Source organism: Streptomyces sp. NPDC006516 (assembly GCF_040611875.1).
Lineage (GTDB): Bacteria > Actinomycetota > Actinomycetes > Streptomycetales > Streptomycetaceae > Streptomyces.
On sequence record NZ_JBEXPD010000012.1, the window covers coordinates 85,066 to 108,505 of the forward strand.

Annotated in this window: 21 protein-coding genes and 1 tRNA gene; 4 read left to right on the plus strand and 18 right to left on the minus strand. The window is 71.1% G+C overall.

Features of this window, described 5'->3' with window-relative positions; all coding sequences use genetic code 11:
• Positions 1 to 2: 2 nt before the first annotated feature.
• Positions 3 to 1,313: an L-seryl-tRNA(Sec) selenium transferase gene (gene selA, locus ABZY45_RS27215; protein ID WP_356744179.1), complete on the minus strand. Its 1,311-nt coding sequence runs from the start codon at positions 1,311 to 1,313 to the stop codon at positions 3 to 5.
• 32 nt (positions 1,314 to 1,345) lie between these two features.
• Positions 1,346 to 1,439: transfer RNA gene (locus tag ABZY45_RS27220), tRNA-Sec, on the minus strand.
• A 56-nt stretch (positions 1,440 to 1,495) separates the two neighbouring features.
• Between ABZY45_RS27220 and selD the strand changes: the two genes are divergently transcribed.
• Entirely contained in the window at positions 1,496 to 2,539 is a 1,044-nt protein-coding gene (gene selD, locus ABZY45_RS27225) for a selenide, water dikinase SelD (RefSeq protein WP_356743912.1), read from the plus strand.
• Positions 2,540 to 2,593: 54 nt separating this feature from the next.
• On the opposite strand, the gene ABZY45_RS27230 is transcribed toward selD, so the two are convergent.
• The 9 genes from ABZY45_RS27230 to ABZY45_RS27270 form a co-directional block, all read right to left on the minus strand.
• Entirely contained in the window at positions 2,594 to 3,532 is a 939-nt protein-coding gene (locus ABZY45_RS27230; RefSeq protein WP_356743914.1) for a penicillin-insensitive murein endopeptidase, read from the minus strand.
• Between the two features lie 34 nt (positions 3,533 to 3,566).
• Entirely contained in the window at positions 3,567 to 5,315 is a 1,749-nt protein-coding gene (locus ABZY45_RS27235; RefSeq protein WP_356743916.1) for a glycoside hydrolase domain-containing protein, read from the minus strand.
• A 185-nt stretch (positions 5,316 to 5,500) separates the two neighbouring features.
• Positions 5,501 to 6,235 carry a D-Ala-D-Ala carboxypeptidase family metallohydrolase gene (locus tag ABZY45_RS27240; protein ID WP_356743917.1) on the minus strand — a complete coding sequence of 245 codons (735 nt, stop codon included), beginning with the start codon at positions 6,233 to 6,235 and terminating at the stop codon, positions 5,501 to 5,503.
• A 198-nt stretch (positions 6,236 to 6,433) separates the two neighbouring features.
• Positions 6,434 to 6,934, minus strand: a complete 501-nt coding sequence (locus ABZY45_RS27245; RefSeq protein ID WP_356743919.1) for a hypothetical protein — start codon at positions 6,932 to 6,934, stop codon at positions 6,434 to 6,436.
• A gap of 72 nt (positions 6,935 to 7,006) precedes the next feature.
• A complete protein-coding gene (locus ABZY45_RS27250) occupies positions 7,007 to 7,195 on the minus strand; it encodes a hypothetical protein (RefSeq protein WP_356743921.1) in 189 nt (62 codons plus the stop codon).
• On the minus strand, positions 7,196 to 8,113 hold the full coding sequence (locus ABZY45_RS27255; protein WP_356743923.1) for a peptidoglycan-binding protein: 918 nt from the start codon (positions 8,111 to 8,113) through the stop codon (positions 7,196 to 7,198).
• Complete coding sequence (locus ABZY45_RS27260; RefSeq protein WP_356743924.1) at positions 8,110 to 8,706, minus strand: hypothetical protein; 597 nt, start codon at positions 8,704 to 8,706, stop codon at positions 8,110 to 8,112. The genes ABZY45_RS27255 and ABZY45_RS27260 overlap by 4 nt, the downstream gene beginning before the upstream one ends.
• The gene (locus ABZY45_RS27265) at positions 8,682 to 9,320 is read right to left on the minus strand and encodes a MauE/DoxX family redox-associated membrane protein (protein WP_356743925.1); all 639 of its coding nucleotides are present in this window, start codon (positions 9,318 to 9,320) and stop codon (positions 8,682 to 8,684) included. The genes ABZY45_RS27260 and ABZY45_RS27265 overlap by 25 nt, the downstream gene beginning before the upstream one ends.
• Before the next feature lie 7 nt (positions 9,321 to 9,327).
• Positions 9,328 to 10,029, minus strand: coding sequence for a hypothetical protein (locus ABZY45_RS27270; protein WP_356743927.1), 702 nt, complete (start codon positions 10,027 to 10,029; stop codon positions 9,328 to 9,330).
• Between the two features lie 206 nt (positions 10,030 to 10,235).
• Between ABZY45_RS27270 and ABZY45_RS27275 the strand changes: the two genes are divergently transcribed.
• Entirely contained in the window at positions 10,236 to 10,655 is a 420-nt protein-coding gene (locus ABZY45_RS27275) for an FKBP-type peptidyl-prolyl cis-trans isomerase (protein WP_356743929.1), read from the plus strand.
• 299 nt (positions 10,656 to 10,954) lie between these two features.
• The gene (locus ABZY45_RS27280; protein WP_356744181.1) at positions 10,955 to 11,488 is read left to right on the plus strand and encodes an EF-hand domain-containing protein; all 534 of its coding nucleotides are present in this window, start codon (positions 10,955 to 10,957) and stop codon (positions 11,486 to 11,488) included.
• A 114-nt stretch (positions 11,489 to 11,602) separates the two neighbouring features.
• On the opposite strand, the gene ABZY45_RS27285 is transcribed toward ABZY45_RS27280, so the two are convergent.
• From ABZY45_RS27285 to ABZY45_RS27315, 7 genes are all read right to left on the minus strand, one after another.
• Positions 11,603 to 12,589 carry a class I SAM-dependent methyltransferase gene (locus tag ABZY45_RS27285; protein WP_356743930.1) on the minus strand — a complete coding sequence of 329 codons (987 nt, stop codon included), beginning with the start codon at positions 12,587 to 12,589 and terminating at the stop codon, positions 11,603 to 11,605.
• Entirely contained in the window at positions 12,586 to 13,692 is a 1,107-nt protein-coding gene (locus ABZY45_RS27290) for an NAD(P)-dependent alcohol dehydrogenase (protein ID WP_356743932.1), read from the minus strand. Before ABZY45_RS27290 ends, ABZY45_RS27285 begins: the two co-directional genes overlap by 4 nt.
• Positions 13,689 to 15,098, minus strand: a complete 1,410-nt coding sequence (locus ABZY45_RS27295) for an aldehyde dehydrogenase family protein (protein ID WP_356743934.1) — start codon at positions 15,096 to 15,098, stop codon at positions 13,689 to 13,691. The genes ABZY45_RS27290 and ABZY45_RS27295 overlap by 4 nt, the downstream gene beginning before the upstream one ends.
• An 8-nt stretch (positions 15,099 to 15,106) precedes the next feature.
• Positions 15,107 to 15,862, minus strand: coding sequence for a (5-formylfuran-3-yl)methyl phosphate synthase (locus ABZY45_RS27300; protein ID WP_356743936.1), 756 nt, complete (start codon positions 15,860 to 15,862; stop codon positions 15,107 to 15,109).
• 473 nt (positions 15,863 to 16,335) lie between these two features.
• Positions 16,336 to 19,587, minus strand: a complete 3,252-nt coding sequence (locus tag ABZY45_RS27305) for a GH92 family glycosyl hydrolase (protein ID WP_356743938.1) — start codon at positions 19,585 to 19,587, stop codon at positions 16,336 to 16,338.
• Positions 19,588 to 20,480: 893 nt separating this feature from the next.
• Positions 20,481 to 21,467, minus strand: a complete 987-nt coding sequence (locus ABZY45_RS27310; RefSeq protein ID WP_356743940.1) for an aldo/keto reductase — start codon at positions 21,465 to 21,467, stop codon at positions 20,481 to 20,483.
• A gap of 338 nt (positions 21,468 to 21,805) precedes the next feature.
• Entirely contained in the window at positions 21,806 to 22,228 is a 423-nt protein-coding gene (locus ABZY45_RS27315; protein WP_356743942.1) for a secondary thiamine-phosphate synthase enzyme YjbQ, read from the minus strand.
• Between the two features lie 72 nt (positions 22,229 to 22,300).
• Between ABZY45_RS27315 and ABZY45_RS27320 the strand changes: the two genes are divergently transcribed.
• Positions 22,301 to 23,383 carry an NAD(P)-binding domain-containing protein gene (locus ABZY45_RS27320; protein WP_356743944.1) on the plus strand — a complete coding sequence of 361 codons (1,083 nt, stop codon included), beginning with the start codon at positions 22,301 to 22,303 and terminating at the stop codon, positions 23,381 to 23,383.
• Positions 23,384 to 23,440: the final 57 nt, after the last annotated feature.

Below are 23,440 nucleotides of genomic sequence, written 5' to 3' on the forward strand. Positions count from 1 at the left end.
GATCACCGCCCGGCCGCGCGCAGCACCGCTTGGAGGATGTCGCTGTCGCACGCCTCCGGCACGCACCGGAGGTCCAGCAGCAGCCGTCCGCGCAGCAGCCGTCCGAGGACGGCGGGTTCACCGCTGCGCAGCGGTTCTGCCAGGTCTGCGGGGAGGCTGAGCGCGCAGGACGGCAGAGCGGTCCCGGGCGCACCGCCTCCTCCGACCACCGCCTCATGAGGTACGACGCGCGCGTCGAGCCCTCGGCTCGCGACGTCCTCGGCCAGCCGCAGGGTACGGATGCGCAGCCGCGGCAGCGGCATGTGCACGGCCGTGTGCACGGGTGGCTCGGGACCGCGCAGGGTCGCTTCCAGCGCGGCCAGGGTGAACTTGTCCACGCGCAGGGCGCGGGCCAACGGGTGGCGGCGCATCCGTTCCACGACGGCGGCGCTGCCGAGGACCAGCCCCGCCTGCGGCCCGCCGAGCAGCTTGTCGCCGCTGGCGGTGACGAGGGTGGCTCCGGCGCGCAGAGCCGTAGCCGCGTCGGGCTCGTCCGGCAGCACCGGATCGGGCGCGAGGAGGCCGGAGCCGATGTCGACGACGACGGGCAGGCCCAGGGACGCCAGCTCCTCGGCCTCCACTCCCCCGGTGAAGCCGCTCACCGTGAAGTTCGAGGGGTGGACCTTGAGGATGAAGGCGGTGTCCGGGCCCGCCGCGTCCGCGTAGTCGCCGAGCCGGGTCCGGTTGGTGGTGCCGACCTCCCGTATCCGGGCGCCGCAGGAGACCAGCAGCTCGGGTATCCGGAAGCCGTCGCCGATCTCCACGAACTCGCCCCGGCTGAGCAGGATGTCGCGCCCCTGGGCCAGTGTGACGGCCGCCAGGGCCAGGGCGGCGGCTCCGTTGTTGACCACGTGCACAGCTTCTGCGGCCGGCACCGCCGCACGCAGGGCCGCCATGGCACTGCGGCCGCGCGGCGCCCGTCTGCCGGTCGAGAGATCGAGCTCGACGTCCGTGTATCCGCCGGCCGCCGCCATCGCCTCGAGCGCCGGCTGCGAAAGCGGCGCCCGTCCCAGATTGGTGTGCAGCACCACGCCGGTCGCGTTGTGCACGGGGCTCAGTCCCGCCGCGTGTGCGGGCAGCGCGTCAAGAGCGGCCCGCACCGCGTCGCCCGGGCCGATCCGTCCGTCGCGTACGAGTTGCTGAGCGGCGCCGACCGCTGCCTTGACGACGGCCCTGCCCAGCCTCGCGGATGCCTCGCTCAGCCGGGGGTCGCCGAGGAGCACCGTGGTGCTCGGCACCTTCCTCCGGAGGTCTGCGGGCGGCTCGCCCGTCAGGTCCGTCACCCGCGCCACCCCGATCGAAGTCAGCGGAGGCGGACGGGAATCGAACCCGCCTGGTCCGGATTCCGGACCACACCGATTTTGAAGATCGGGAGGGGCACCAGCCCGCCCAACGCCTCCGGAGCAAGATTGTGGTCCCCGCACACTGCCGGGGCAAGAGGTGAAATCATCGCCGTATGACGACAGTTGGCGCCACCGATGGGCCGGCCGCGCCCCTGCGGCTGACCCGGTTCGCACACGGCGGCGGCTGCGCCTGCAAGATCCCGCCGGGGGAACTGGAGGCGATGGTCGCGGGACTGCTGCCGCAGCGGATCCCCGGACAGGCCGATGGCAGCGACGAGGACCGGCTGCTGGTCGGACCGGGTGACGGCGACGATGCCGCGGTGGTGCTCACCGGTGACGGCACGGCACTGGTGTCGACTGCCGACTTCTTCACACCCGTCGTCGACGACGCCCGCGACTGGGGACGGATCGCCGCGGCCAACGCCCTGTCCGACGTCTACGCGATGGGCGGCCGGCCTGTCGTCGGGCTCAATCTGCTGGGCTGGCCCCGTGACGTCCTGCCCGCTGAGCTGGCCCGGGAGGTCCTGGCGGGCGCGCTCGAAGTGGCCCGCGAAGCCGGCTGCTTCGTCGGCGGCGGCCACAGCATCGACAGCCCGGAACCGCTCTACGGAATGGCCGTGACGGGTCTGGTGGATCCGGACCGGCTGCTGCGCAACGACACCGGCCGGCCGGGCGTGCCGCTGACCCTGACCAAACCGCTGGGCGTCGGGGTACTCAACAACCGCCACAAGCGGACCGGCGAGGTCTTCGCGCACGCCGTCGCCAGCATGGCCGCGCTCAACGACAAGGCCGCTGCGGCTGCCCTGGAGGCCGGGGCGGTGTGCGCCACCGATGTGACCGGATTCGGGCTGCTGGGCCATCTGCACAAGCTGGCGAGGGCCAGCGGTGTCACGGCCGTGGTGGACGCCGCCGCCGTCCCCGTGCTCGACGGCGTCTGGGAGTCCCTGCGGGCCGGGTACGTCAGCGGCGGCACCCGGCGCAATCTCGAATGGGTGCGCCCGCACCTCGACGCGGGACGGACGAGTGAGGACCGGCTGCACCTGCTCGCGGACGCGCAGACCTCCGGCGGCCTGCTGGTCGCCGGAGAGCTGCCCGGGCATCCGGTCATCGGGGAGCTGGTTCCCGCCGTGGCCGGAACCACGCTCGTGATCCGCTGAGCGCTGAGGACGCCGCGGGTCCGCGGGCGGGGCCCGGGTCCCGCGGCCGGCTCGTTACCGGTAGCGGATGTGCAGGTGGTTGTCGTGGTTGGCGTAGCTCGTGGTCAGCCCCTCCGAGATCAGCTGCGGGTCGTTGAAGAAGATCAGCTGGACATGGCCGGGGGCCTTCGCCCGGATCTCCTGTACGAGCCTGCGGGTGGCCGCGCGGTCGTAGGTGCTCGACTGCCAGGTGATACGTCCCGCGGTGCACTGGGCCGAGTCGGTGCGGGCCGGCCATACGTCGATGTCCATCCCGACTTCGTGGCTGCCGTGGCCGGGTATGTCGCCACCGTGCTCGAAGCCCGCGTCGCCGACGGGCAGTCTGCCGTTCCCTGTGGCGGCGAAGGTGGCGGCGGCGGCCTCCAGCTGGGCCACGGCACCGGCTGTCGCCCAGTGGGCGCCCGCATTGCCGTCGGGACTCTGTGCGCACATCGTGCTGCCGCCGAAATTGATGTTCTCGTAGTGCCACAGCAGGTTCTGCCAGGTCGTCGGCCCGACGACGCCGTCCGCGCCGATCCCCGCGTGGGACTGGAAGGTGCGGACGGCGGTGCCGGTGGCGGGCCCGAAGGCCCCGTCGGCCGAGAGTCCGGCGCCCCGCTTGGCGTTGAGCAGCGACTGGAGGGCCGTCACGGCCGGCCCGTTGTCGCCCTGTCGGACGGTGACCACGAGCGCGCCCCAGGTGGCGGGGCCGACGATGCCGTCCGCGCTCAGGCCCCTGGACTGCTGGAAGCCCACCACGGCGCTCTGTGTGCTCGAGCCGAAGACGCCGTCCACCGACACGGAGCGGCCGTGCGCGGCCAGCAGGTGCTGCAGCGCGACGACGTCGGAGCCCCGGTTGCCGTTACTGGTCAGCGGGAACGCCGCCTGCGGGAAGGCGTGCGCGGGGACGCCCAGTCCCAGGAGCAGGCCCGCCAGAGCGGTGAACAGCGTGATGACGCGTGCGAATCGTCTCACGGCTTCTGCCTCGTCTTCCTCTTCATTCCCCTGCTCACTTTCCGGACTGGAGTGCGCCCCAGGTGGCGGGGCCGACGATGCCGTCGGCACCCAGCCCGCGTGAGGACTGGTAGTCGCGTGCGGCCTGGGCGGTGCCCGAACCGAAGATGCCGTCGATGGACACCGTCCGGCCGAGCGCGGCGGTCAGGGCGCGCTGCAACCGGGTGACTGCCTCGCCCGTCGAGCCGCTCTGGACGGTCGGGGTGGATCCGCGGGACAACAGGGCCGTCCAGGTCTTCGCGCCGACCACCCCGTCCGCCGTGAGCCCCTTGCTGGACTGGAAGTTCCGGGCGGCGGCGGTCGTATCGGGCCCGAAGACCCCGTCCGGGGTGCCCGGGTCGAAGCCGGCGGCCTTGAGCAGGCACTGGGCGGCCTTGACCCGGTCTCCCGTCGAGCCGCTCCGGACGGCGGTGTACTCGGTGAAGTCGAGGTTCGCCCCGGTGCAGGTGGGCGTGGGCGTGGAGCCGTTGCCGACGTCCAGGTAGTCGCGGTCGATATTGATCGAGTAACCGCCGTAGGACTCGGTGACCTCGCCCGCGTACTGGTGGATCCGCTGGTGGTCGGACCAGTAGGAGGACGGCACATAGGTACCGGTGTTGGTGTCGGCGGCGCCGTTCCACCACGCGTAGAAGAGGTGGTCGACCCGTGTGTAGGCGCCGTTGTCGTACTCGGCGGCAGCGTCCTTGATGCCCGAGGCGGCACTGGAGTAGAAGCCCGACAGGTAGCCGCTGCTGTGCAGCCGTTCGGTCCAGCCGGACAGGTACGACAGCACGGCCGCCTTGCAGGAGGCCGTGGAGGTGTACGCCTCGATGTCGCTGTAGATGGCGCTGCCCGCCGGGATGCCGAGGTTCGACGCGGCGGTGATGGCACCGGCGGCCGCGGTGACGCCCTGGGACTTCGCCGTGGCCGGGTCGGTGGACATCTTCAGCGAGTAGCTGGTGCACGGCGCCTGGCGGCCGACGTCGATGGGAAACAGGCGCCATCCGTTGCCGGTCTGGCTGGTCACCCAGCTCGCCGTCAGATTCGGCTGGGCGCAGCCGCGGAAGGATCCGCTGATGTAGACACCGACCGCGCTGTACGGCGAGCCGGCCTGCCAGGCGTTCATCGCGGCCTGCGAGGGCGCGGTGCAGGCGTCGAAGCCCTTGCCCTGGTAGCTGCCGGGTTGCGGTCCGGCCGCGGCCAGGGGGGTGGCGTCGGACCGCTGGGCAGCGCGGGGCAGCGCGGTGCGCTCGGCGCCCTCGGTGAGCTCGGCGGAGGCGAGTACGCCGCGTACGAGGACCTCGGTGTCGGGTGTGTGGGCAGCGGTCACGAGGACGCCGGCGTCCTCGACCGCGATCTGGATGGTGTCGTTGCTGGACGCGGCGGACGGGGCGATGGCTGTGCCTCGCTGGGTCCGCGCGGTCGCCGCCGTCGCCTGGCCGGCGGAGCGGGCGGTGATGGGCTGCACGACGATGCCCGCCGAACGGCCGACGACTCGGGAGGGGCAGTCGTTCTGCTCGGCGGGCTCGCCCAGGTAGACGGCGGGTCTGTCGAACCGGAGGCAGGCACGCGGGTTCTCGGCCAGATCGACCACCTGCCATTCGGCGGGCACCTCGATGCGGTAGCCGTGGTAGGTGACGCTCTGCGGGCTCTCGGGCGCGGACTCTGCCAGGGCGGGGACGGGCGCGGCGAACGCGCCGATACCGGCGAGCACTGCCAGCAGGGCCGTTCCGGCGCGGGCGCGCCAGGGGATCCAGGACGACATCGGTTTCACTCCTGCTCGGAAGTGAGGGGAGGTGCGGGAGCGGCGCGGCAGGTCCGGCCGGTTCGCCACGCGCTGCGCGGCCCGTTGCCGGAACCTGCTCGGCCAAGGACTGTGCGGGCCCGCGCTCCGGGCCGGAGGCCGGCCCGGGAGCGCGGGCTGCTGTGCGGGTGCGTGAGGCTCGCCGGTCAGATGCCGCAGTTGGGCGCGGACCAGGAGCGGCTGGTGCGCCCGTCGACGTGGGTGTGGTCGTTGTGGTCGGGGTAGCCGGGGCCGAAGATGCCGCCGAAGCCGTGCGAGCGAGCCCGCTGGGCGAGCGCGCAGAACGACGGGCTGCCGACCAGGTCAGCGGCGTCGCCGTACAGGTGCCGGCTGTTCGAGGCACCGCCCGCCGCGTTGTTGCAGGCCGTCGAGCGGAATCCGCTGGACACGACGATCGGCACATCGCCCATCGCGTGCCGCAAGGCCTCCAGCTTCCACATCGTGCGCAGACCGTTGGACTTGGCCGTTGCGGCGCTGACCGCACCACCGGACCAGTCGGAGTTGCAGTTGTTCAGCTCGGCGTAGGTGAAGTGGACGGGCGTGCAGTCCGGGTCCTGCAGTGCGTAGATCTTGGTGAACGTCTGGGAACCCGCGATGCCGTCCGCTCCGAGACCGTACGCCTGCTGGAACTTGGTGACCGCGGCCTTGGTCCGCGGACCGAAGTTGCCGTCGACAGAGAGGATCTCCCCCTGGTCGACATGCCCGGCCACCCGGATCTGCAACTGCGTCACGTCTGCGCCGGACATGCCCTCGGACAGGGTGCGGCCCCAGGTGTAGCACTCGTCGGCCTGGGCCGGGGCGGCCGTGGCCAGCACTCCCCCCACGGCGGTAGCCATGATCATGACAAATGACAGAGCGAGTTGGATCGTACGCCTCAACATGGCGCCTCCGTTGTGAGTCCTTCCCGAATCCCCGCTAGAGGGCTGAGGCGAGTTTGACGCGCCCTTCCTCTGCGTGTCCACACCGGCACCATCTGCCACAGGACCAGACCTCCGGCACAACTCCCTTATGGCCAGAGGGCGTTGACTCACCAGCTGTGATTCGGTGCCGGAGGTTCGCCCGGAGAGGCGGGGACGCCGCTACCGGACCCCGCAGGCGGCACCGGCGATCAGCACGGAACACACCAGGGTCACGCCGCGCAGCCGGCCCGCGAGCAGGTCGTCCCAGCGCTCCCCGTTCCCGGAGAGCCTGCGCAGCGCAGGGGTGAGCGCCCGGCCCGCCCCGAAGCCGAGCCCGGCGGCCAGGGCGGGTGCGGGGGAGCCCCCGGACAGCAGCACCGCCACCGCCATCGCGTACGGCGCGCTCGCCGAGACGTAGGTGCGCACGCCCGTACCGAGCTCGAAGCCGAACTGCAGGGCGCCGCGCACCAGATGACGGCGCAGGACGTCCTGCGGTATCTGCCGGGCGTTCTGCGGCAGCCTCAGCGAGAGCGTTCCCGCGTCACGCAGCACGGCGAGCAGCGCGACGGCGACGATCAGCCCTTGCCTCACGCCGGCCGGGAGCGGCGTGAAGAGACCGGACAGGAGCCACAGCACCCCGGCCGTCAGCACCCCGCCGGCAAGCAGACCGCAGGTGAACACACCGAGGACCAGCGTCTGTCTGTACGTTGCCCGCCAACCTGGCGAGGCCAGCGCGAATGCGCTGTTACGCGTTCAAACGGATCCGGAGAGCGAGTAGCCGGCCAGACCACCGGTGATCGCCCAGGTCAGCACCGGCGCATGGAGGACGGCCGCGATCACCGCGACCCCCAGCGCCGCCACGGGCAGAACGGGATCGGTGAGCAGCGCCCGTACCGCACGGGCGCCGCTCGGCCGGTCCGCGGGGCGGACGGACCCGCCCACCTAGACCGTCCCGGTCAGTGTCAGCCAGGTGTTCGGGCCGACCACGCCGTCGGCGGCGAGGCCGTGCAGGGACTGGAACGCGATGACGGCCTGCCGTGTGAGCGAGCCGCAGTTACCGTCGACGGTCAGCGCGTAGCCGTGCTTGTTGAGCTGCCGCTGCGCGCCCCGCACGGCGTCGTTCACGCCTCCTTGGCGCACGGTGACGACCAGGACGGGCCAGGTGGCCGCGCTGACGCTGCCCGTGGTGCCGAGTCCGTTGGCCGACTGGAAAGCCTCGACCTGAGCCTCGGTGTCCGGCCCGAAGATGCCGTCGACGTCCGTCGGATGACCGTGGTGGGTGAGCAGATGCTGGACGGTGTGGACGTCGGGGCCCGTGGCGCCCTGCCCGACGGTCGGCCAGCTGACCGCGCCCGGGCAGTCGCAGCCGGTGGTCCACCGGCAGATGGACTTCACCCAGCCGGAGCCCGTGTTGCGGTAGCCGTCGTGGCAGCGCCGCTCGATGCCGCAGCCGCAGCTGCCGCAGGCCGCGCTGTATCGCCACAGCCAGCCGTCGTAGGTACCGGCGTAGCACTGGTTGGGACGCAGGGTCCAGGTGACTCCGTCGGTCCGGTGGAAGCCGGTGTTCGTCCCCGATGTCACGCACGCGTCGGCGTAGACGGTGCTGGGCCCGCAGCCCGGGGAGCAGTTGTGGTCCTCGGCGTAACTCGGGCACGCGCCGGTCCAGATGTCGTATCCGTCGGCGTACGCCTCCCTGGCGGCGGAGAAGACCCCCAGCGCGGCGAAGCCCAAGGCGGTCGCCGACTGCAGCACGGTGCGCCTGGACGGCGCGAAGGAGGAGAGCGCCCCGCGCCCGGTCCGTGATCGGCGGCCACCGGTACCTGAGCGGCGCAGCATGGGCACGTCGTCGAGCGGGATCATGGACGGCTCCTCGGCGTTGCGGGTGCGATGTCGTCGAGCAGCCGCAGCAGCGCGGTGGGGGAACCGAGCGGCTCGGCGCGCACGACCCGGCCTTCCGGATCGATGACCACCGCGTAGGGGGTGGCGGGGATGTCATAGGCCGCGAACAGCTCCGGACGGTGGTCCCTGACCGGGACGGCGCCCTCGTCCGCCCTCGGCCCGGCGCCCGCATCGGCACTCGGCCCGGCATCCGCATCGGCGTCCGGCCCGGCGTCCGCGTAGAGCCCGAGCACCTGCGGGGTGGCCGCGTCGCCCTGACGGGTCGTCCAGGCGCCGGCCTCGGCGAGCACCTGGCCGCAGGTGCGGCAGTCCGCGTCGAGGAAGAGCAGCAGCGCGGCGCGGCCCGGTGTCAGGAGGTCGTCGAGTCCTGCCGGATCGCGCCGGGACGCGTGGAGGCCGGGAGCGTGCGCGCCGGGCCCGAGGCCCACTCGCCCAGGGCGGTGCGGTGGTGTCCGTGACAACTGGTGCACCTGCCTGATCAGCCCCGAGACGACCAGCGCGAGCAGCGCGATCGCGGCCCACGAGGCAATCACAGCGCTGGTGGTGAAGTCCATCGCGTCGGCACTCCTTCGGCGGTCCGGTGGACGGTATGGGCTGGATCGTGGGCAGACGCCCTGGCCGGCGGGTGGGCGGCGGGTGCTGGGGTCGCCTCATGCATGGCAGCGGGCAGGGACCACAGCAGCGCGGTGCAGGCGGAAGCGGCGAGCATCAGCGTGACCAGCTCCACCGTGGAGTGAGGTTGTACGGGTCCTGCCCCGACGACGGCGGCGCCCGCCGTCGCCAGCACCGCGAGGGCCACCGCCCTCCAGGTCACCCAGCGGCTCAGGGGCAGATCCTGACCGGAACAGCCGCACGGTCCCCCGTGACCCAGGGCGAGGACGTGCCGCGTGTAGCCGGCGTAGAGCCCGAAGAGCGCGGCCCCGGCGGCGAGTACGGCCTGAAGTACTCCCTGGTGGCCCGTCAGGAGCGCCGTCGCGCCGATCACCCCCAGGGCACCCTCGGCGACCGGCACCACGACGGCCGCCGACCGGCGGAGCCGGGGGCCCAGTACGCCGTGCGCCCACAGCGCATCACCGAGGGCAGCCGGACTGGCGGCATGGGAGCCCGCGCCCAGGAGCAGGGTCAGGATGACGACGGAGGCTGTCAGCCCCCCGTAGAAGCCGATCACCGGCGGATCACCCGGCGCACCGCAGGGTGATCCGCCCCACGAGTTCGGGCACCCGCTCGACAGGAGTCGACGCGAGTGGCACCAGCGTGGCCCAGACCTCGGTGGAGGAGAGCACGAAGAACGGGCTGCCGTCGGAGAGCGTGTCGCGGAACAGCTCTCCGGACGCGACCGCCACTCCCTTCCAGGGTGGGAGCTGGGCGGTGTGTTCCTTCGTGCGCCGGGACAGCTCCAGCAGCCCGAGGCCGGGGACCTCCTTGATCACCGTCGCGGGCCGCGCGAAGGCACTTCCGGCCGAGGGATCCGGTTGCAGGGTGAGCCCGTGCTCGCTCTCCGCGATACGGACCGACCGGAGCAGCCCGAGCACCGCGGCCACGTCCAGGCCGTACAGCCGGGTCACGAGTGAGTGCCGCTCGCCACGCCACACGACGAGCGCCGGCCGCTCCACGAGCCCGGACCGCGGCTCGCGCTCCACCGACCGGAAGATGCGCAGAGCGCCCTTCTGGAAGGTGAGCTCGGATTCGGGTGACCCGATACCCAGGGAGGCGGCGACGTCGTCCCCCAGAGAGGCCTGCCCGGCGGTGAATTCGACCAGCCTGCCACCGGCCACCACCTCGACGGCCGACGTGCACGGGGCCTGGAGGTCGATGCCACCCCCCAGGTGGTACGTGCCTCCGTCGAGTGCACGATGAGTGACGAACGATGCGGCCATGTGCATCCTCCCGGGGGGCGGGGGTCCGGTGCGACACCGCAGCCGCTGAGGAAACTAGGGAAAAGTCATGCCCCTGTCAATGACGCGCATCGTCCGCAGCCGGATCGGCGTAGGGGCAATGCGGGTAGCGTGATCGACTGCCGCATGGAATGTCCATGTGTCCGGCCTGCCCCTGCGGGATTCCGGTGGCGAGTGAGGGGACCGTGATGAGCGAACCGAGGAAGCCCGCAATCGAGGTTCCGGAGGGGGACGCGCCCACCGAGCTGACGGTCCGTGACCTCGTGGTCGGGGACGGGCCCGAGGCGCTGCCGGGCAGGGTCGTCCAGGTCCACTACGTGGGGGTCACGTTCGCGTCCGGGCGGGAGTTCGACTCCTCCTGGGAGCGGGACCGGCCGTACAAGTTCGCCGTGGGTGGCGGCAAGGTCATCAAGGGCTGGGACCGGGGGGTCAGGGGGATGAAGGCCGGCGGCCGGCGCGAGATCATCGTTCCCCCGCGCCTCGGTTACGGAAAGCAGTCGCCCTCGTCGCTGATCCCGCCGGGCTCGACGCTGATCTTCGTCGTGGACCTGCTCACGGTGGCGGGCGGACCCGCCGGCCCGAGGCCCGGCCCGACCGGCCGGGCCTGAACCCGGCGCGCTCCCGAGAGGTCGGAGACGCCTCTCGCTGTCACGTGAGGACAGCCGCACTCACCGGCGGGGCGGTCGCTGCGCACGCACCGGGCCGGCGACGCGCGGGAAAGCCGCCCTTGGCCGGCCCGCGCGCCGGCACCACGGCGTCCTGCGCGTACGAACTGGTTGTCGGCCCACTCACTCGTTCTGGTAGCTGAGGTCTCCTCATCGTCCCGTTTCTCCCCCTGCGCGGTTACATAGGAGCACTCATCGAGCCAGGTCCGGGATCGAGGGACCGTAGGAGAGAAGTGATGGACATGCGAACTGAGGCCACCGAGAGGGCCGAGCTGGTCTTCTCCCTCTTCGACGCCAACGGCAACGGGGTCCTCGACTCCGAGGACTTCGACCTCATGACGGAACGTGTGCTGGAGGTGGCGGTCGCATCGGACGACGGCGCCAGGGAGGCCATCCGGGCCGCGTTCCGCCGCTACTGGACCACACTGGCCACAGAGCTGGACGCCAACGGCGATGGTGTGATCTCCATCGACGAGTTCCGTCCGTTCGTGCTCGACCCCGAGCGCTTCGGTCCCACGATCACCGAGTTCGCCGAGGCGCTCGCCGTACTCGGCGATCCCGACGGTGACGGCCTGATCGAGCGCCCGCTCTTCCTGTCGCTGATGATGGCGATCGGCTTCGCGGAGGCGAACATCCATGCGCTTTTCGACGCCTTCGGCCCGGACGCAGAGGACCGCATCACCGTGACCACGTGGGCCAGGGGCATCGAGGACTACTACGCGCCGGACCTGGGGGGAATTCCGGCTGACCAGCTGGTGGCCGTCCGGGCCGTCTGACACGGCGCGGGGACGCCGCCGGCGGGACCCCGGATCGCCCCCACGGGCGCGGGCATCGGCCCCGGTGAGGTCAAGGCGGTGCCGGGCCCGTGCTGACGTCTTCGTGAGCGGACGTCAGGATCGGGACTTGTGCGCGAAGACCCACCGGTTCCCCTCCAGCGCGTCGTTCGGCTCGGGAAGGGGACCACGTCCCCACTGCCGGGTGAAGTCGAAGGGCGTGTGCACCGAGGTGGACCAGCCCTTGGCCGCCAGGTCGCCCGCGGAGTCGGGGCGCGGTCCCCTGTCGAAGAGGTCGAGCAGATCGATGCCGATCTGCTCTCGCGTCGCCGTGTAGATCGGGCTGTCGCGGTACGCGAGCAGGTCCTTCTCCAGCTTGGCCTCGAAGGCCAGGGCGCTGCCCCCGGTGGTGAGCCGGTCCACCGTGTCGATGAGATACGTCTCGGCGGGGGCCGGTAGGTAGAAGAGCAGTCCTTCGGCCAGCCAGACGCTTGGAGCGGCCGGATCGAAGCCGACAGAGGTCAGGGCGGTGACCCAGTCGGCGCGCAGGTCGACCGGTACCGGGATCCGCTTCGCCTTCGGGGCGGCCGACAGGTCCGAAAGCACCTGTTCCTTGAAGGCCAGCACGCCGGCCCTGTCGATCTCGAAGACGACGCAGTCGGACGGCAGGTCCAGCCGGAAGGCGCGGGTGTCCAATCCCGCCCCCAGCAGGACCACTTGGCGAACGCCCGTACCGACCGACCGGTGGAGGAAGTCGTCGAGGACTGCGGTCCGCAGACCGAAGTAGCGGGCGAACCTTCCCCACAACGGGTTGTCGTCCCCCTCCGGGACCTGCTGGATGGTCACCGGCCAGTCCGCACAGGCGGGGGCGGCACGGACGAAGTGCTCCGCGTAGACGTCCTGGGCCAGGCTGTCGTGGCGGTGGGTCTCGATCGCCCGTGCGGCGGCGACCAGGAGGGCGGTCAGTCCCACGCCTGCGTCCACGCCTTCCGCGCCGGTCCGCCGCGTCGCCGTGGTGGTCGTGTCCCCTTCGGCGGAAGCCAGGAACTCGAAACGGCCGCTGGTGGGATGGCGAGGGTCTCCGGCTGTGGAGGTTTCACTCATCGGTCTCTTCTTTCCGGCAGCAGGACGGGCTTGATCACGCGTCCGGCGTCACAGTCGCGTTCGGCCTCGTCGATGTCGGCCAAGGGATAGGTGCGGATCAGTTGGTCGAAGGGGAAGCGGCCGGCCTGCCACAGACCGATCAGCCGGGGTATCAGCAATTCGGGTACGGCGTCCCCCTCGCAGATGTGCCGGATACCGCGGCCCCCCTCGAGCGTGCCCGGTTCGAGCGGCAGTGCGGTGTGGAGGCGTGCCACGAGACCGAGGGTGCCGGTGGGGCGCAGCGCGCGGAGCGCGTCGTTGATCAGCGGGGCGGAGGCCGTGGTGTCCAGGGCGTACTGCGCGCCGCCGTCGGTGTGCCGACGGATGCGCTCGGCCAGTCCGGCGGTCACGGCGGGCAGCGGGACCGCACCAAACCGTTCGGCCAGGTCCAGGCGCCCCGGATGCCGGTCGACGGCCACGGTCCGTACGCCGGCGGCGGTGGCCGCCATGACCGCGGCCAGGCCCACCGCTCCCGCGCCGAGTACGACGAGGGTGTCACCGGGGCCGGCACGGAAGGTGTTCAGCACGGCTCCGGCACCTGTGAGGGCGCCGCAGCCGAGCGGACCGAGCAGTTCGAGCGGCAGGGCGGGATCGACCCGGACGGCGTTGCGCGCCGGGACGAGGGCGTATTCGGCGAAGGAGGACTGGCCGAACCACCGAAAGGCCAGCGCTCCCCCGACGGCGTCGGTGAGCCTTGACGCAACCTCCTCGCGTCCCCCGAAGAGGTTGAGTGAGGCGAAGGAGTCACAGTAGGACGGGGCCGCGCCACGGCAGTTACGGCAGTCTCCACAGGAATCGAAGCTCAGCACCACGTGGTCACCGACGCCGATCCCACTGTCCGGGCCATCGCCCGACGCCACCACGACTCCGGCCCCCTCGTGGCCGAGGACCGCCGGCAGCGGGGTGCGGCCGGCTGATCGCCGGACCGCGAGGTCGGTCCGGCACATTCCGCATCCCGCGATCTCGACGAGGATCTCACCGGCGGCCGGGCCGGTGCTCAGGACGACCTCCTCGACCGCGAACGGGGTCTCGTAGGAGCGCAGCACGGCCGCTCGGAACCTCATCGCCCTTCCTCCCTCGGCCGGTGCACGACGAACGGACGGAGGTTGCCGTAGAGGCCCCACGGTCCACCCGCGACGCCGACCCCGCTGTCCTTGATGCCTGCGAAGGGCTGGGCAAGGGAGAGTTCGGCGTGGTGGTTGATCCAGGCCGTGCCGCATTCGAGCCGCTCGGCGGTCACCGTCGCCCGGTCGAGATCGGTGCCCCACACGGAGCCGCCCAGCCCGAAGCCGGTGCCGTTGGCCGCTTCGACGGCTTCGTCGAGGTCTCGGTACGGCAGCACCGGCAGGACCGGTCCGAACTGTTCTCCAGTCACCACCGGGTCCTCGGGAGGGACGTCCGTGAGGATCGTGGGAGCGAAGAAGTAGCCCGGTCCGTCGAGCCGGTGACCGCCGGCCGCCGCCCGGGCGCCCGCCGCCAGCGCCCGCCGCGTGACCTGCTCGACCCGGGCCAGCTGGGGAGCGTTGTTGACCGGCCCGAGCCGGGTGGCCGAGTCCAGGCCTGGCCCGACGACGACCGTCTTCGCGCGGTGTGCGAGGGCCTCGACGACCTCGGCGTGGAGCCGGGCCGGTGCGTAGACGCGTTTGACCGCCATACAGACCTGCCCGCAGTTACGGAAGGCGGCCCAGAACAGCCGGTCCGCGATCCGGTCCACGTCGACGTCGTCCAGGAGGACGGCCGCGTCGTTGCCGCCCAGTTCCAGGGTGACGCGGGCGAGGGAGGTCGCCGCAGCTGCGGCGACGGCCCGCCCGGTCGGCGCGGAGCCGGTGAAGGTGACGTGGCGGATACCCGGGTGGGAGACGAGGCGCGCGCCGAGGGGTTCCCGGCCGGTGATGACGGTCAGGACGTCCTCGGGCAGGGCTGTGGCGAGGACGGCACCGAGCAGTCGGGTGGCAAGCGGCGTGTAGGGGGAGGGTTTGAGGATCACGGTGTTGCCGGCCGCGAGTGCGGGCGCGAACTTCGCCGACGCGAGCTGGAGCGGGAAGTTCCACGGTACGATCGCGGCAACGGGGCCGAGTGGGCGCCAGCGGATCTCGCTGTGCACGGGGCGGCCGTCGTCGATCCGGCGGGTGCGGGGAGCCAGATCGGCGAAGTACCGCAACCGGGCCGCCGTGCGGGCGACCTCGGCGTACGACTCGGCCAGGGGCTTTCCCTGCTCCCGGGTGAGCAACGGAGCGAGGCCGTCTCCGGCAGCCTCCACGGCGTCGGCGGCGGCGTTCAGAGCGGTGGTGCGGGCGCCCGGGTCGGCACGCCATCCGGTCCAGGCGCGCCGGGCCCGGTCGACCGCGTCGTCCAGTTCGTGCGGCTGCTGGTCGGGGGTCTCGTCGAAGGTCTCCCCGGAGGCCGGGTCGATGACAGGGAGGCCTGGGGCGCGGTGTCCGGGGGGGCGGCCGGCTTCCGGTGTCGGCATCCCGGTGGTCAGTTCAGGGCCGGGACGTCGGCGGCATGCTCCCGGGCCTGCCGGTCCATCTCCGCCCGGAAGGCGGCGACCAACTGTGGCTGGATCCTTCCGGCATTGCGGTCACCGCCCGAGCAGACCGCTCCCCGCACGCCCACGATGTCCGTGCCGATACGGGTCAGCGGACCGAGGTCGGCCTGCTTGACGCTGCCCGCGAGGGCGGCGAGCAGACCGGACGCGTGGGCGCGGCGGACGAACTCGGCGCAGACGTCCGGCGGAACGTGGTCGAACAACCGCGTCCCGTCCTTGATCGCGGTGTCCAGCATGGCCGCGTCGGCACCGGCGCGGGCCGCGATGTCGGGCAGGGCGAGCGGATTCACGCAGCCGACGCGATGGGCGTCGGCGTAGCCCGAGGCGACGACCAACGCGTCCGGGCGGTGGTCCTTCACCGCCCGGACGACCGCCCTCATGACCTCGACGCCCTGCTCAGGAGTCGTGCATCCGTACAGGCCCACCTTGATGTACGTGGCGCCGGAGACGGCCGCGCCGAGCGCAGCCTGCGCCACGGTGCCGGGCTTGTACGGCACGTCGCCCACGGTGGCGGACACCGGTTTGTCCGCAGGTACCGCGTCGCGGATCTCCCGGATGACCCAGGGGAAGTTGGCGCCCAGAGAGCCCTCATCGGGCTTCTTGACGTCGACGATGTCGAGGTGCTCCGCCGCTTTCGCGCAGGCGAGCGCTTCCTCGATGCCGTCCGGGGAGATGAGAAGCAACACCGTGAACTCCTTCCGCCGCGAGTCCTCCCGGCCGGAGGACGGGGCACTGCGGATCACCTGGTTCATGTGCGGTGTGCTCATCCTTCCCAGTGCCCGCGCGCACCGGTAGGGCGTGCGGAGTTCTCCGGGCGGCGCGTGCACGCACGCGTATGACTCCGTGTGTACCGGCGCGAATCAGAGCCTGCTGAGCCACACCGAAACCGACCGCCCTCCTGGGTGCGCCCGGGCGCGCCCCCCAGGCCCTCCAAAGACCCCACCGATGCGACCCACTGACCGACGAAGCAGATGCCGACGGCACGGCAGCCGTGGCTGCCCCGTTCGGGCAGGCGTCGGCGCCCATCGGACGGTGGGCCGGATGCCGGGGTGGGTGAGTACGCGAAGGGCCCCGGCGCTTTCGCGTCGGGGCCCTGATGAGAGGGGTGCGCCGATCCGGAACGGCGCACCGCTGGGTTTCGGCGGTCCGCCGTCCTTCTCTAAACGAGCGTCATAGCGTAGATCTCGACGCGGGAGTCGTCCGGCAGCGAGACCGAACGGACCGTCTTGCCCCCATCGAGCTCGGCGGCCGTACCGAAGAGCCGAATGGACGGCCCGTCGACACCGCTGCCCCGCTTGATGCGGTGCGGCATGTCGAGGACGACCGTGCTGCCGTTCGGCGCGGAGCCCGCCCAGTCGCCGAACGTCACCGGTGCCTCCGTGCTGCTGCCGTCCGTGTAGTGCACGGTCAGTGTGGTGGTCACAGGACCGTTGTGCGCCGAGCCGACCAGCCGCAGCGCACTGTGCTGTCCGGCGGGCAGCAGGAGGGCCTGCCCGCTTGCTTCGAGGAAGTTGTTCGCCGTGCCGGTGGGGTCCGGCGCGTCGTACGTCACCCCGTCCCAGGTGACCGGCCCCGCCTGGGGCAGCAGGTCGCCGTCATAGCTCCAGCCATGCCCGTCGAAGTCGCCCTCGTCGGATTTCGCCACCGTGGCCGTGCCGTCGTGGCCGAGCTCCGTGCGCAGGTCCACTGCGCACTGCCCGTTCGCCTCACTCGCGCAGGTCGTGGCGGCTCCCACCGTGACGGTCGCCTTCCGGGTGACCGAGTTCGTCCCGCGGCCCGCGACCTTCACCTCCACCGGGTAGGACCCGGCCACGACGCCCGGGGGCACGGTGATGTCGAGCGACACCTTCTTCTGGACCGGAAGGTGACCGGAATCGATCACCAGTGGTGAACGCTGTGCCGTCGTGGCCTTCCAGCCGCTGGGCACCTTCGCCGTGACCGACACGTTCAGCTTGCCGGGAGCCTGCCCGAGGACGTCCAGCGTGAACTTCGCGGTCTGTGCGGCGTCACCCGTGGGGACGACCGCCGAGGCGGGACGCAGCGACGCGTCGACGTGCTTGCGGCTGTCGGGGGATGCCTGGTTGACGGAAGGCGGCTGGGCGCCCTTGCCCGTGCCCCAGGAGGAGGGGGAGGTCCCGAGCCGGTGGGCAAGGGTTCCGCCGTGCGCGAGCTTGTTCCAGCTCAGCCAGGTCTGGGGTACGTCCCGGCCGTTCAGGGCCACGCTCTGCACGTACCGCTTCGTGTCGCTCGCTCCGGGTGCTTCGATCGTCAGCGTGCCGCCCTGGCCCTTGGTGCCGGACGCCTTGGGATAGCTGCCGATCCGGACGGTCGCCGATTCGAACTGCGGGCTGGACACGGCCAGGAAGTCGCCGCCGCTCATCGTCGGGTAGAGGCCGAGGGAGGAGAAGACGTACCAGGCCGACATGGTGCCCAGGTCGTCGTTGCCCGTCATCCCGTCCGGCCCGTTGGTGAACAGCGTCATCGCCGCACGCACCACGGTCGCGGTCTTCGCCGGGGCGCCGACCCAGTTGTACATGTACGGGGCGTGCAGGTCAGGCTCGTTGTTGGGGTTGTACGTCGGCTTGCCGTAGTAGTCGTACGGCTGCGAGATCCAGTCGTTCCGGGCGGTGCCCGCCGGGTCGGTGAGCAGCTTGTCGTGGACGAAGAAGGAGTCGAGCCGCTTCTCGGTGGCGGTCCGGCCGCCCATCAGGCTGACGAGGCCGGCCGGGTCCTGCGGTACCAGCCACTGGTACTGGTACGCGCCGCCCTCATGGAACTGGTGCGCCGCCTCGACCGGGTCGTAGGGCGTGAGCCAGGTGCCGTCGGCCGTCCGCGGCCGGAACTGCTGGATCGAGGAGTCCCACAGGTTCCGGTACCACTGGCCGCGCGCGGCGAACATCTTGGCGTCCGACTTGTGTCCGAGCCGGTCGGCCATCAGCGCGAGCGACGCATCGGCGGCGGAGTACTCCATCGTCGCCGACGCCGGGTGCTTGCAGTCGTTGTCGCCGCCCTTGTCCGCGCAGTCCTTGCCGAGTTCGAGACCTGACGGGATGTAGCCGCGCTCGGTGTAGTGGTCCGATCCCGAGCGTCCGTTGTACGGCGAGTCGGCGGGCGGGGTGCTGGTCGCGTTCTTCTTCAGCAACGCATAGGTCTCTGCCTCGTGTCCGGCGAGCAGACCCTTTGACCAGGCCTCTACGAGGAAGGGCGTGACCGGGTCACCGGTCATGATGTTGGTCTCGCTGTTGGCGAGCGCCCAGCGGGGCAGCCAGCCGCCGTCCCGGCCGGCGGCGACGACCGACAGCGCGACGTCCCGGGCGACCTTCGGCGCCAGCATCTGCAGAAGCTGGTTCTGCGGCCGGTAGGTGTCCCAGAGCGAGAAGTTCTGATACGGCGTGTAGTCCTTTGCCGTGTGCGTCTTGTTGTCGAACCCCTGGTACGTGCCGTCGACGTCACCGGCGAGGTTCGGGTGCAACTGGCTGTGGTAGAGGGCGGTGTAGAAGGCCTTCTGCCGGTCCGCCGCGCCTCCGCCGACCCGGATGGAATCCAGCTGCTTCTTCCAGGTGTCCTGCAACGCCGCACGCGTGGCGTCGAAGTCGAAGGACTCCTTGGTCTCCGCGGCCAGGTTCTTACGGGCGCCCTCCACACCGGTGTAGGACAGCCCCACCTTCAGGACGGCGTCCCGGTCGGTGGTCGCGTCGAAGGTCACCCAGGCCCCCTTCTGGCCTCCTCCCTCCGCGTCGCGGGTACCGGGCTCGGGGTCTGCGCCGTCCCACGTGCCGTAGGCCTTGAAGGGCCGGTCGAAGGTGGCGCTGAAAAACACCGTGTGCTCGTCGTGTCCGGCGCAGAAGCCCCCGGCGTGTACCCGGCCTTCGATGGTCCGGTCGCCGACGACGTGCACCTCGGAGTCCAGCACGGACTGGTTGGCCCTGCCCGTGTTGAACAGGACGTTGGCCGAACCGGTGGAGGGGAAGGTGTAGCGCTGCCACCCGGTGCGCTCGGTGGCGGTGAGTTCCGCGTCGACGTCGTACTTCTTCAGCCCCACCCGGTAGTAGCCGGGACTGGCCTGCTCGTCGTCGTGGCTGTACGGGGAGCGGTAGGCGTTCGGGTCCACGGAGTCGACTGCACCCGTGGTCGGCATGATGGGCAGTTCGCCCATGACGCCGCAGCCGACGCCGGACAGGTGCGTCTGGCTGAATCCGTAGATCGAGTCCTGCTTGTAGTCGTAGCCGCCTTGGCCGCCGGTGTCCGGACTGACCTGGACCATGCCGAACGGCGCGCTCGCCCCGGGGAAGGTGTTGCCGAAGTTCTGGGTTCCGACGAACGGATTGACCAGGTCGATCGGTTCCGCGCCCGCGGCGGCGGCGGGCTCGGCGATGCCGACCACTCCACCACTCACGAGTACGGCGGCCATCAGACCGGCTGCTATACCGGAAGCACGGGGACGGAACGGTCTGAAAGCAAACCGCATGGGGTATTTCCCTTCGAGTCCTGCTCAACTGACAACGTTGTCACTCTGTTCGTTCGCACCATAATCCCCGGCCGCCCCGGATGTCACTGGGTGAGCGGGCAATTCTGACGCGCTGCATCGATTCTCCGGAGTGGGGCGTCGACAAGCGACCTGCCTGCCCTGGCGCGGCCTGCGGGGCGGATACGCCACCCAACGGCACACGGAGATGGGCGTAACCCTCGCGGCCGGAGAGGAACCGCGCGACGGCTTGGGCCGAGACCTCGTCGGGCACGTCGAGGTACAGGGTGGGACGGAATCCCCAGGCCCGGAGCGCCAACCTGTAGCCGCGGGCGAGCGGAACAATTCGTGACACCCGAGATCCGGCTCCGTCGGCTGCTGAACGCGCATCCGAGCCAAGTCGGCGGAAAACAGGGCGGGGTTGAGCAGCTGTCGCTGCCAGGTCCGTCTGATCAGGTTCGTCGTACAGCCGGGTGTGGCACTGCCCGCACCGGGCGATCTTCGTCAGGAGATATTCACGATTCGAGTTGCGCATCAGGTAGCCATGTGGCTTCCCGCGGGTTGACCCGATCTCCGTTCGGGACGAAGAAGTCGCGGGTTCGAATCCCGCCGTTCCGAAAGCCGAAATACCAGGCCAGAGGGCCCAGTGTGCAAGTTGCACCGGACCCTCTGGCGTTGCTGCGTGACTACCGCTCGTGATCGCCCTCGAAGAGGCCGTGCATGACCACGGCCCGGCCTGGATCACGGGGCGGAGCTGCTGCCGGTAGACCTCTTCGGCAACGGAACGGTCACCTGTCCTGGCTTCGGTGCCGAAGCCCTCCGATCTGCCGCGTGGACCGTCAGTGGACGGCGTCGAGCCGGGCTCGCTGATCAACTGTCAGCTCCAGGTCCACCGCGGCCAGGTTCTCCTCCAGTTGCGCCAGGGACGACGCCCCGGCCAGCGAGATGACCGGCAGCTCGCCGCCGATCTGCCAGGAGAGGACGACCTGGTTGACGGTTGCGCCAGTCTCCCGGGCGACGGAACGCAGCTCGGCGAGCCGGGCCGGGGTGCCCGGGTGGTCGTAGTCCGGCGGCAGCGGCTTGTCCTCGCGTACGTACGCACCGGCGAGCAGCGGAGAGTAGGCGACGAGGGTCAGGGCGGGCTCAGCCCGCAGGTAGCCGAACAATTCGGGGCCGGCGTGGCCGAGGCTGCCGTCCGGGAAGAGGTCGCTCGGCACGTCGAACCGGGGGCGCAGGTGACTGTGCTGGTACTGGAGCACCTCGTATCCGGGCAGCCCGGCCGCAGCGGCCAGCGCCCGGGCCCGTTCGACCCGCCACATCGCCTGGTTGCTGGCGCCGAGGAGTCCGACCGTGCCCTCCGCGGCCAAGGCGCCGAATCCCTCAACGGTCTCCTGCTGCGGTACGGAATAGTCGTCGATATGTGCGTACAGCAGGTCCAGCTTGTCGACACCCAGCCGTTCCCGGCTGGCCTCGGCCGCTTCGCGGATCATCTTGGCCGACAGACCCTCCGGGTTGTCGATGAAGCCGGTACCGGGAGCCAGGGGACGGGCGCCGAGCTTGGTGGCGATGACGATCTCGTCACCGACGCCCCGGCTGCGCCGCCACCGTCCCAGGACGTTCTCGCTGTGACCGCCCTGTCCCCCGTCGGTCCAGAAGGCGTAGTTGTCGGATGTGTCGATGAAGTTCCCGCCCGCTTCGGCGTAGCGGTCAAGAAGGGCGAAAGAGGTCTTCTCATCGGTGAGCGAACCGAACAGCATCGCGCCGAGCGCGAGCACGCTCACCTCACGCCGGTGGGCAGGGTCGGTGCCTATGGTGCGGTATTTCATGGTTGTCCTCCCCTTCGGCCCGGTAGTCCGGGCTCGATGGGGAGTCTGCATTTTGAAGTGCACTCCAGGTCAAGCGTTCCGGGGCTCCCCAGGGACGGAATCTCCGGACGCCCCGGCGGCGGAGGTCAGCCCACTGCCAGCAACGGCCTGACAAAGGTCAGGCCCAGGGATTGTCGGTCAGCACGCGTTCGATGCGGGTGATGCCGAGTTCCTTGCGGATGACATCCTCCCCAGGCGCACTTCGCCGCGCAGCACTGCTCATCCAGCCCTGCCCGGAGCCGGGCCTCCCTCACTTGGCGCGGCCGGACATCACTCCTGCAGTGACGGCAGACGCAGCCCTACCCGAGAAATGACAGGCGGACCTGACGGTTCGCATTGTCGCGATTTGTATCCACGAGACAGACCGATTGCCACGTCCCGAGTTCCAGCCTCCCCCCGATCACCGGCAAGGTGGCATGCGGCGGGACCAGGGCGGGGAGCACGTGGTCGCGTCCGTGGCCCGGGGTGCCGTGGCGATGGCGCCAGCGGTCGTCGGCGGGAAGCAGGGTATGCAGGGCGGTGAGGAGGTCGTCGTCGCTGCCCGCCCCGGTCTCCAGCACGGCGATCCCGGCCGTCGCGTGGGGCACGAAGATGTTGAGCAGGCCGTCCCTGCCGTGGGAGGCACGGTCGAGGAACTGCGTGCAGTCGTCGGTCAGGTCCAGGACCGTCTCGGTCCGTCCCGTGGTGACGTGCAGCACGTGGGTCGCGAAGGTGTCGGGCATGGCCCCATTGTCTCGCCGACTCGGCGGATCGCGCCTGGGAAGATCCGTAGCCTCTCAGGGGTTAGTAGAACCGTGAACGATTTCGGGACGCGCGAGTTCGACGTGGTGGTCATCGGTGCCGGGCAGGCGGGGCTGTCCGCCGCCTACCATCTGCGGCGCATCGGCCTCCGGCCCGGCGAGAACTTCGTCGTCCTGGACCACGCGCCACGGCCGGGCGGAGCCTGGCAGTTCCGGTGGCCCTCGCTCACGTACGGCAAGGTGCACGGTATGCACTCACTGCCCGGTATGGAGCTGACGGACGCCGACGACGACCGCCCCTCCTCCGAGGTGATCGGCGCGTACTTCGAGGCGTACGAGCGCCGCTTCGGCCTCCAGGTGCACCGTCCCGTCGAGGTGAGCGCCGTGCGCGAGGGCGCGGAAGGCCGGCTGCTCGTCGAGACCTCTGAGGGCACCTATGCTTCGCGCGCGCTGATCAGCGCCACCGGCACCTGGGACCGGCCGTTCTGGCCCCGCTATCCGGGCCAGGAGACTTTCAAGGGCCGGCAGCTGCACACGGCGAACTACCCCGGCCCCGAGGAGTTCGCCGACCTGAAGGTGGTGGTGGTCGGCGGGGGCGCATCGGGCACTCAGCACCTGATGGAGATCGCCGAGGTGGCGGCGGAGACGTACTGGGTGACACGGCGGCCCCCGGTGTTCCGCGAGGGACCGTTCGGCGAGGAGCAGGGACGCGCCGCCGTGGTCATGGTGGAGGAGCGGGTACGCCGTGGACTCCCGCCCCAGAGCGTGGTGAGTGTGACCGGACTGCCGCTCAACGACGCCGTCCGGCGCGCTCGCGAGCAGGGGGTCCTCGACCGGCTCCCGATGTTCGAGCGGATCACCCCGGACGGGGTGGCCTGGGCCGACGGCCGGTCCGTCGAGGCCGATGTGATCCTGTGGGCGACCGGCTTCCGGGCCGCCGTCGACCATCTGGCGCCGCTGCGACTCCGCGAGCCCGGCGGGGGCATCCGCGTCGAGGACACGCGGGCCGTACGCGACGGGCGCGTGCACCTCGTCGGCTACGGCCCGTCCGCCAGCACCATCGGAGCCAACCGCGCCGGCCGGGCGGCCGCGCGTTCGGTGAGCCGCCTGCTGGACCTGGACGGAGTGCCGGCCTGACCAGCGACCGGGCCCAGCAGCCCGGTGGGCAGAGCTCGATGGCCCACGTGCGCGGCC

Excerpts from the sequence above, each read along its gene's own strand:
- selD (WP_356743912.1), top strand. The coding sequence starts at position 1,496 with ATGACGACAGTTGGCGCCACCGATGGGCCGGCCGCGCCCCTGCGGCTG.
- ABZY45_RS27235 (WP_356743916.1), bottom strand. The coding sequence starts at position 5,315 with ATGTCGTCCTGGATCCCCTGGCGCGCCCGCGCCGGAACGGCCCTGCTG.
- ABZY45_RS27240 (WP_356743917.1), bottom strand. The coding sequence starts at position 6,235 with ATGTTGAGGCGTACGATCCAACTCGCTCTGTCATTTGTCATGATCATG.
- ABZY45_RS27255 (WP_356743923.1), bottom strand. The coding sequence starts at position 8,113 with ATGATCCCGCTCGACGACGTGCCCATGCTGCGCCGCTCAGGTACCGGT.
- ABZY45_RS27260 (WP_356743924.1), bottom strand. The coding sequence starts at position 8,706 with ATGGACTTCACCACCAGCGCTGTGATTGCCTCGTGGGCCGCGATCGCG.
- ABZY45_RS27270 (WP_356743927.1), bottom strand. The coding sequence starts at position 10,029 with ATGGCCGCATCGTTCGTCACTCATCGTGCACTCGACGGAGGCACGTAC.
- ABZY45_RS27275 (WP_356743929.1), top strand. The coding sequence starts at position 10,236 with ATGAGCGAACCGAGGAAGCCCGCAATCGAGGTTCCGGAGGGGGACGCG.
- ABZY45_RS27280 (WP_356744181.1), top strand. The coding sequence starts at position 10,955 with ATGCGAACTGAGGCCACCGAGAGGGCCGAGCTGGTCTTCTCCCTCTTC.
- ABZY45_RS27285 (WP_356743930.1), bottom strand. The coding sequence starts at position 12,589 with ATGAGTGAAACCTCCACAGCCGGAGACCCTCGCCATCCCACCAGCGGC.
- ABZY45_RS27290 (WP_356743932.1), bottom strand. The coding sequence starts at position 13,692 with ATGAGGTTCCGAGCGGCCGTGCTGCGCTCCTACGAGACCCCGTTCGCG.
- ABZY45_RS27295 (WP_356743934.1), bottom strand. The coding sequence starts at position 15,098 with ATGCCGACACCGGAAGCCGGCCGCCCCCCCGGACACCGCGCCCCAGGC.
- ABZY45_RS27305 (WP_356743938.1), bottom strand. The coding sequence starts at position 19,587 with ATGGCCGCCGTACTCGTGAGTGGTGGAGTGGTCGGCATCGCCGAGCCC.
- ABZY45_RS27310 (WP_356743940.1), bottom strand. The coding sequence starts at position 21,467 with ATGAAATACCGCACCATAGGCACCGACCCTGCCCACCGGCGTGAGGTG.
- ABZY45_RS27315 (WP_356743942.1), bottom strand. The coding sequence starts at position 22,228 with ATGCCCGACACCTTCGCGACCCACGTGCTGCACGTCACCACGGGACGG.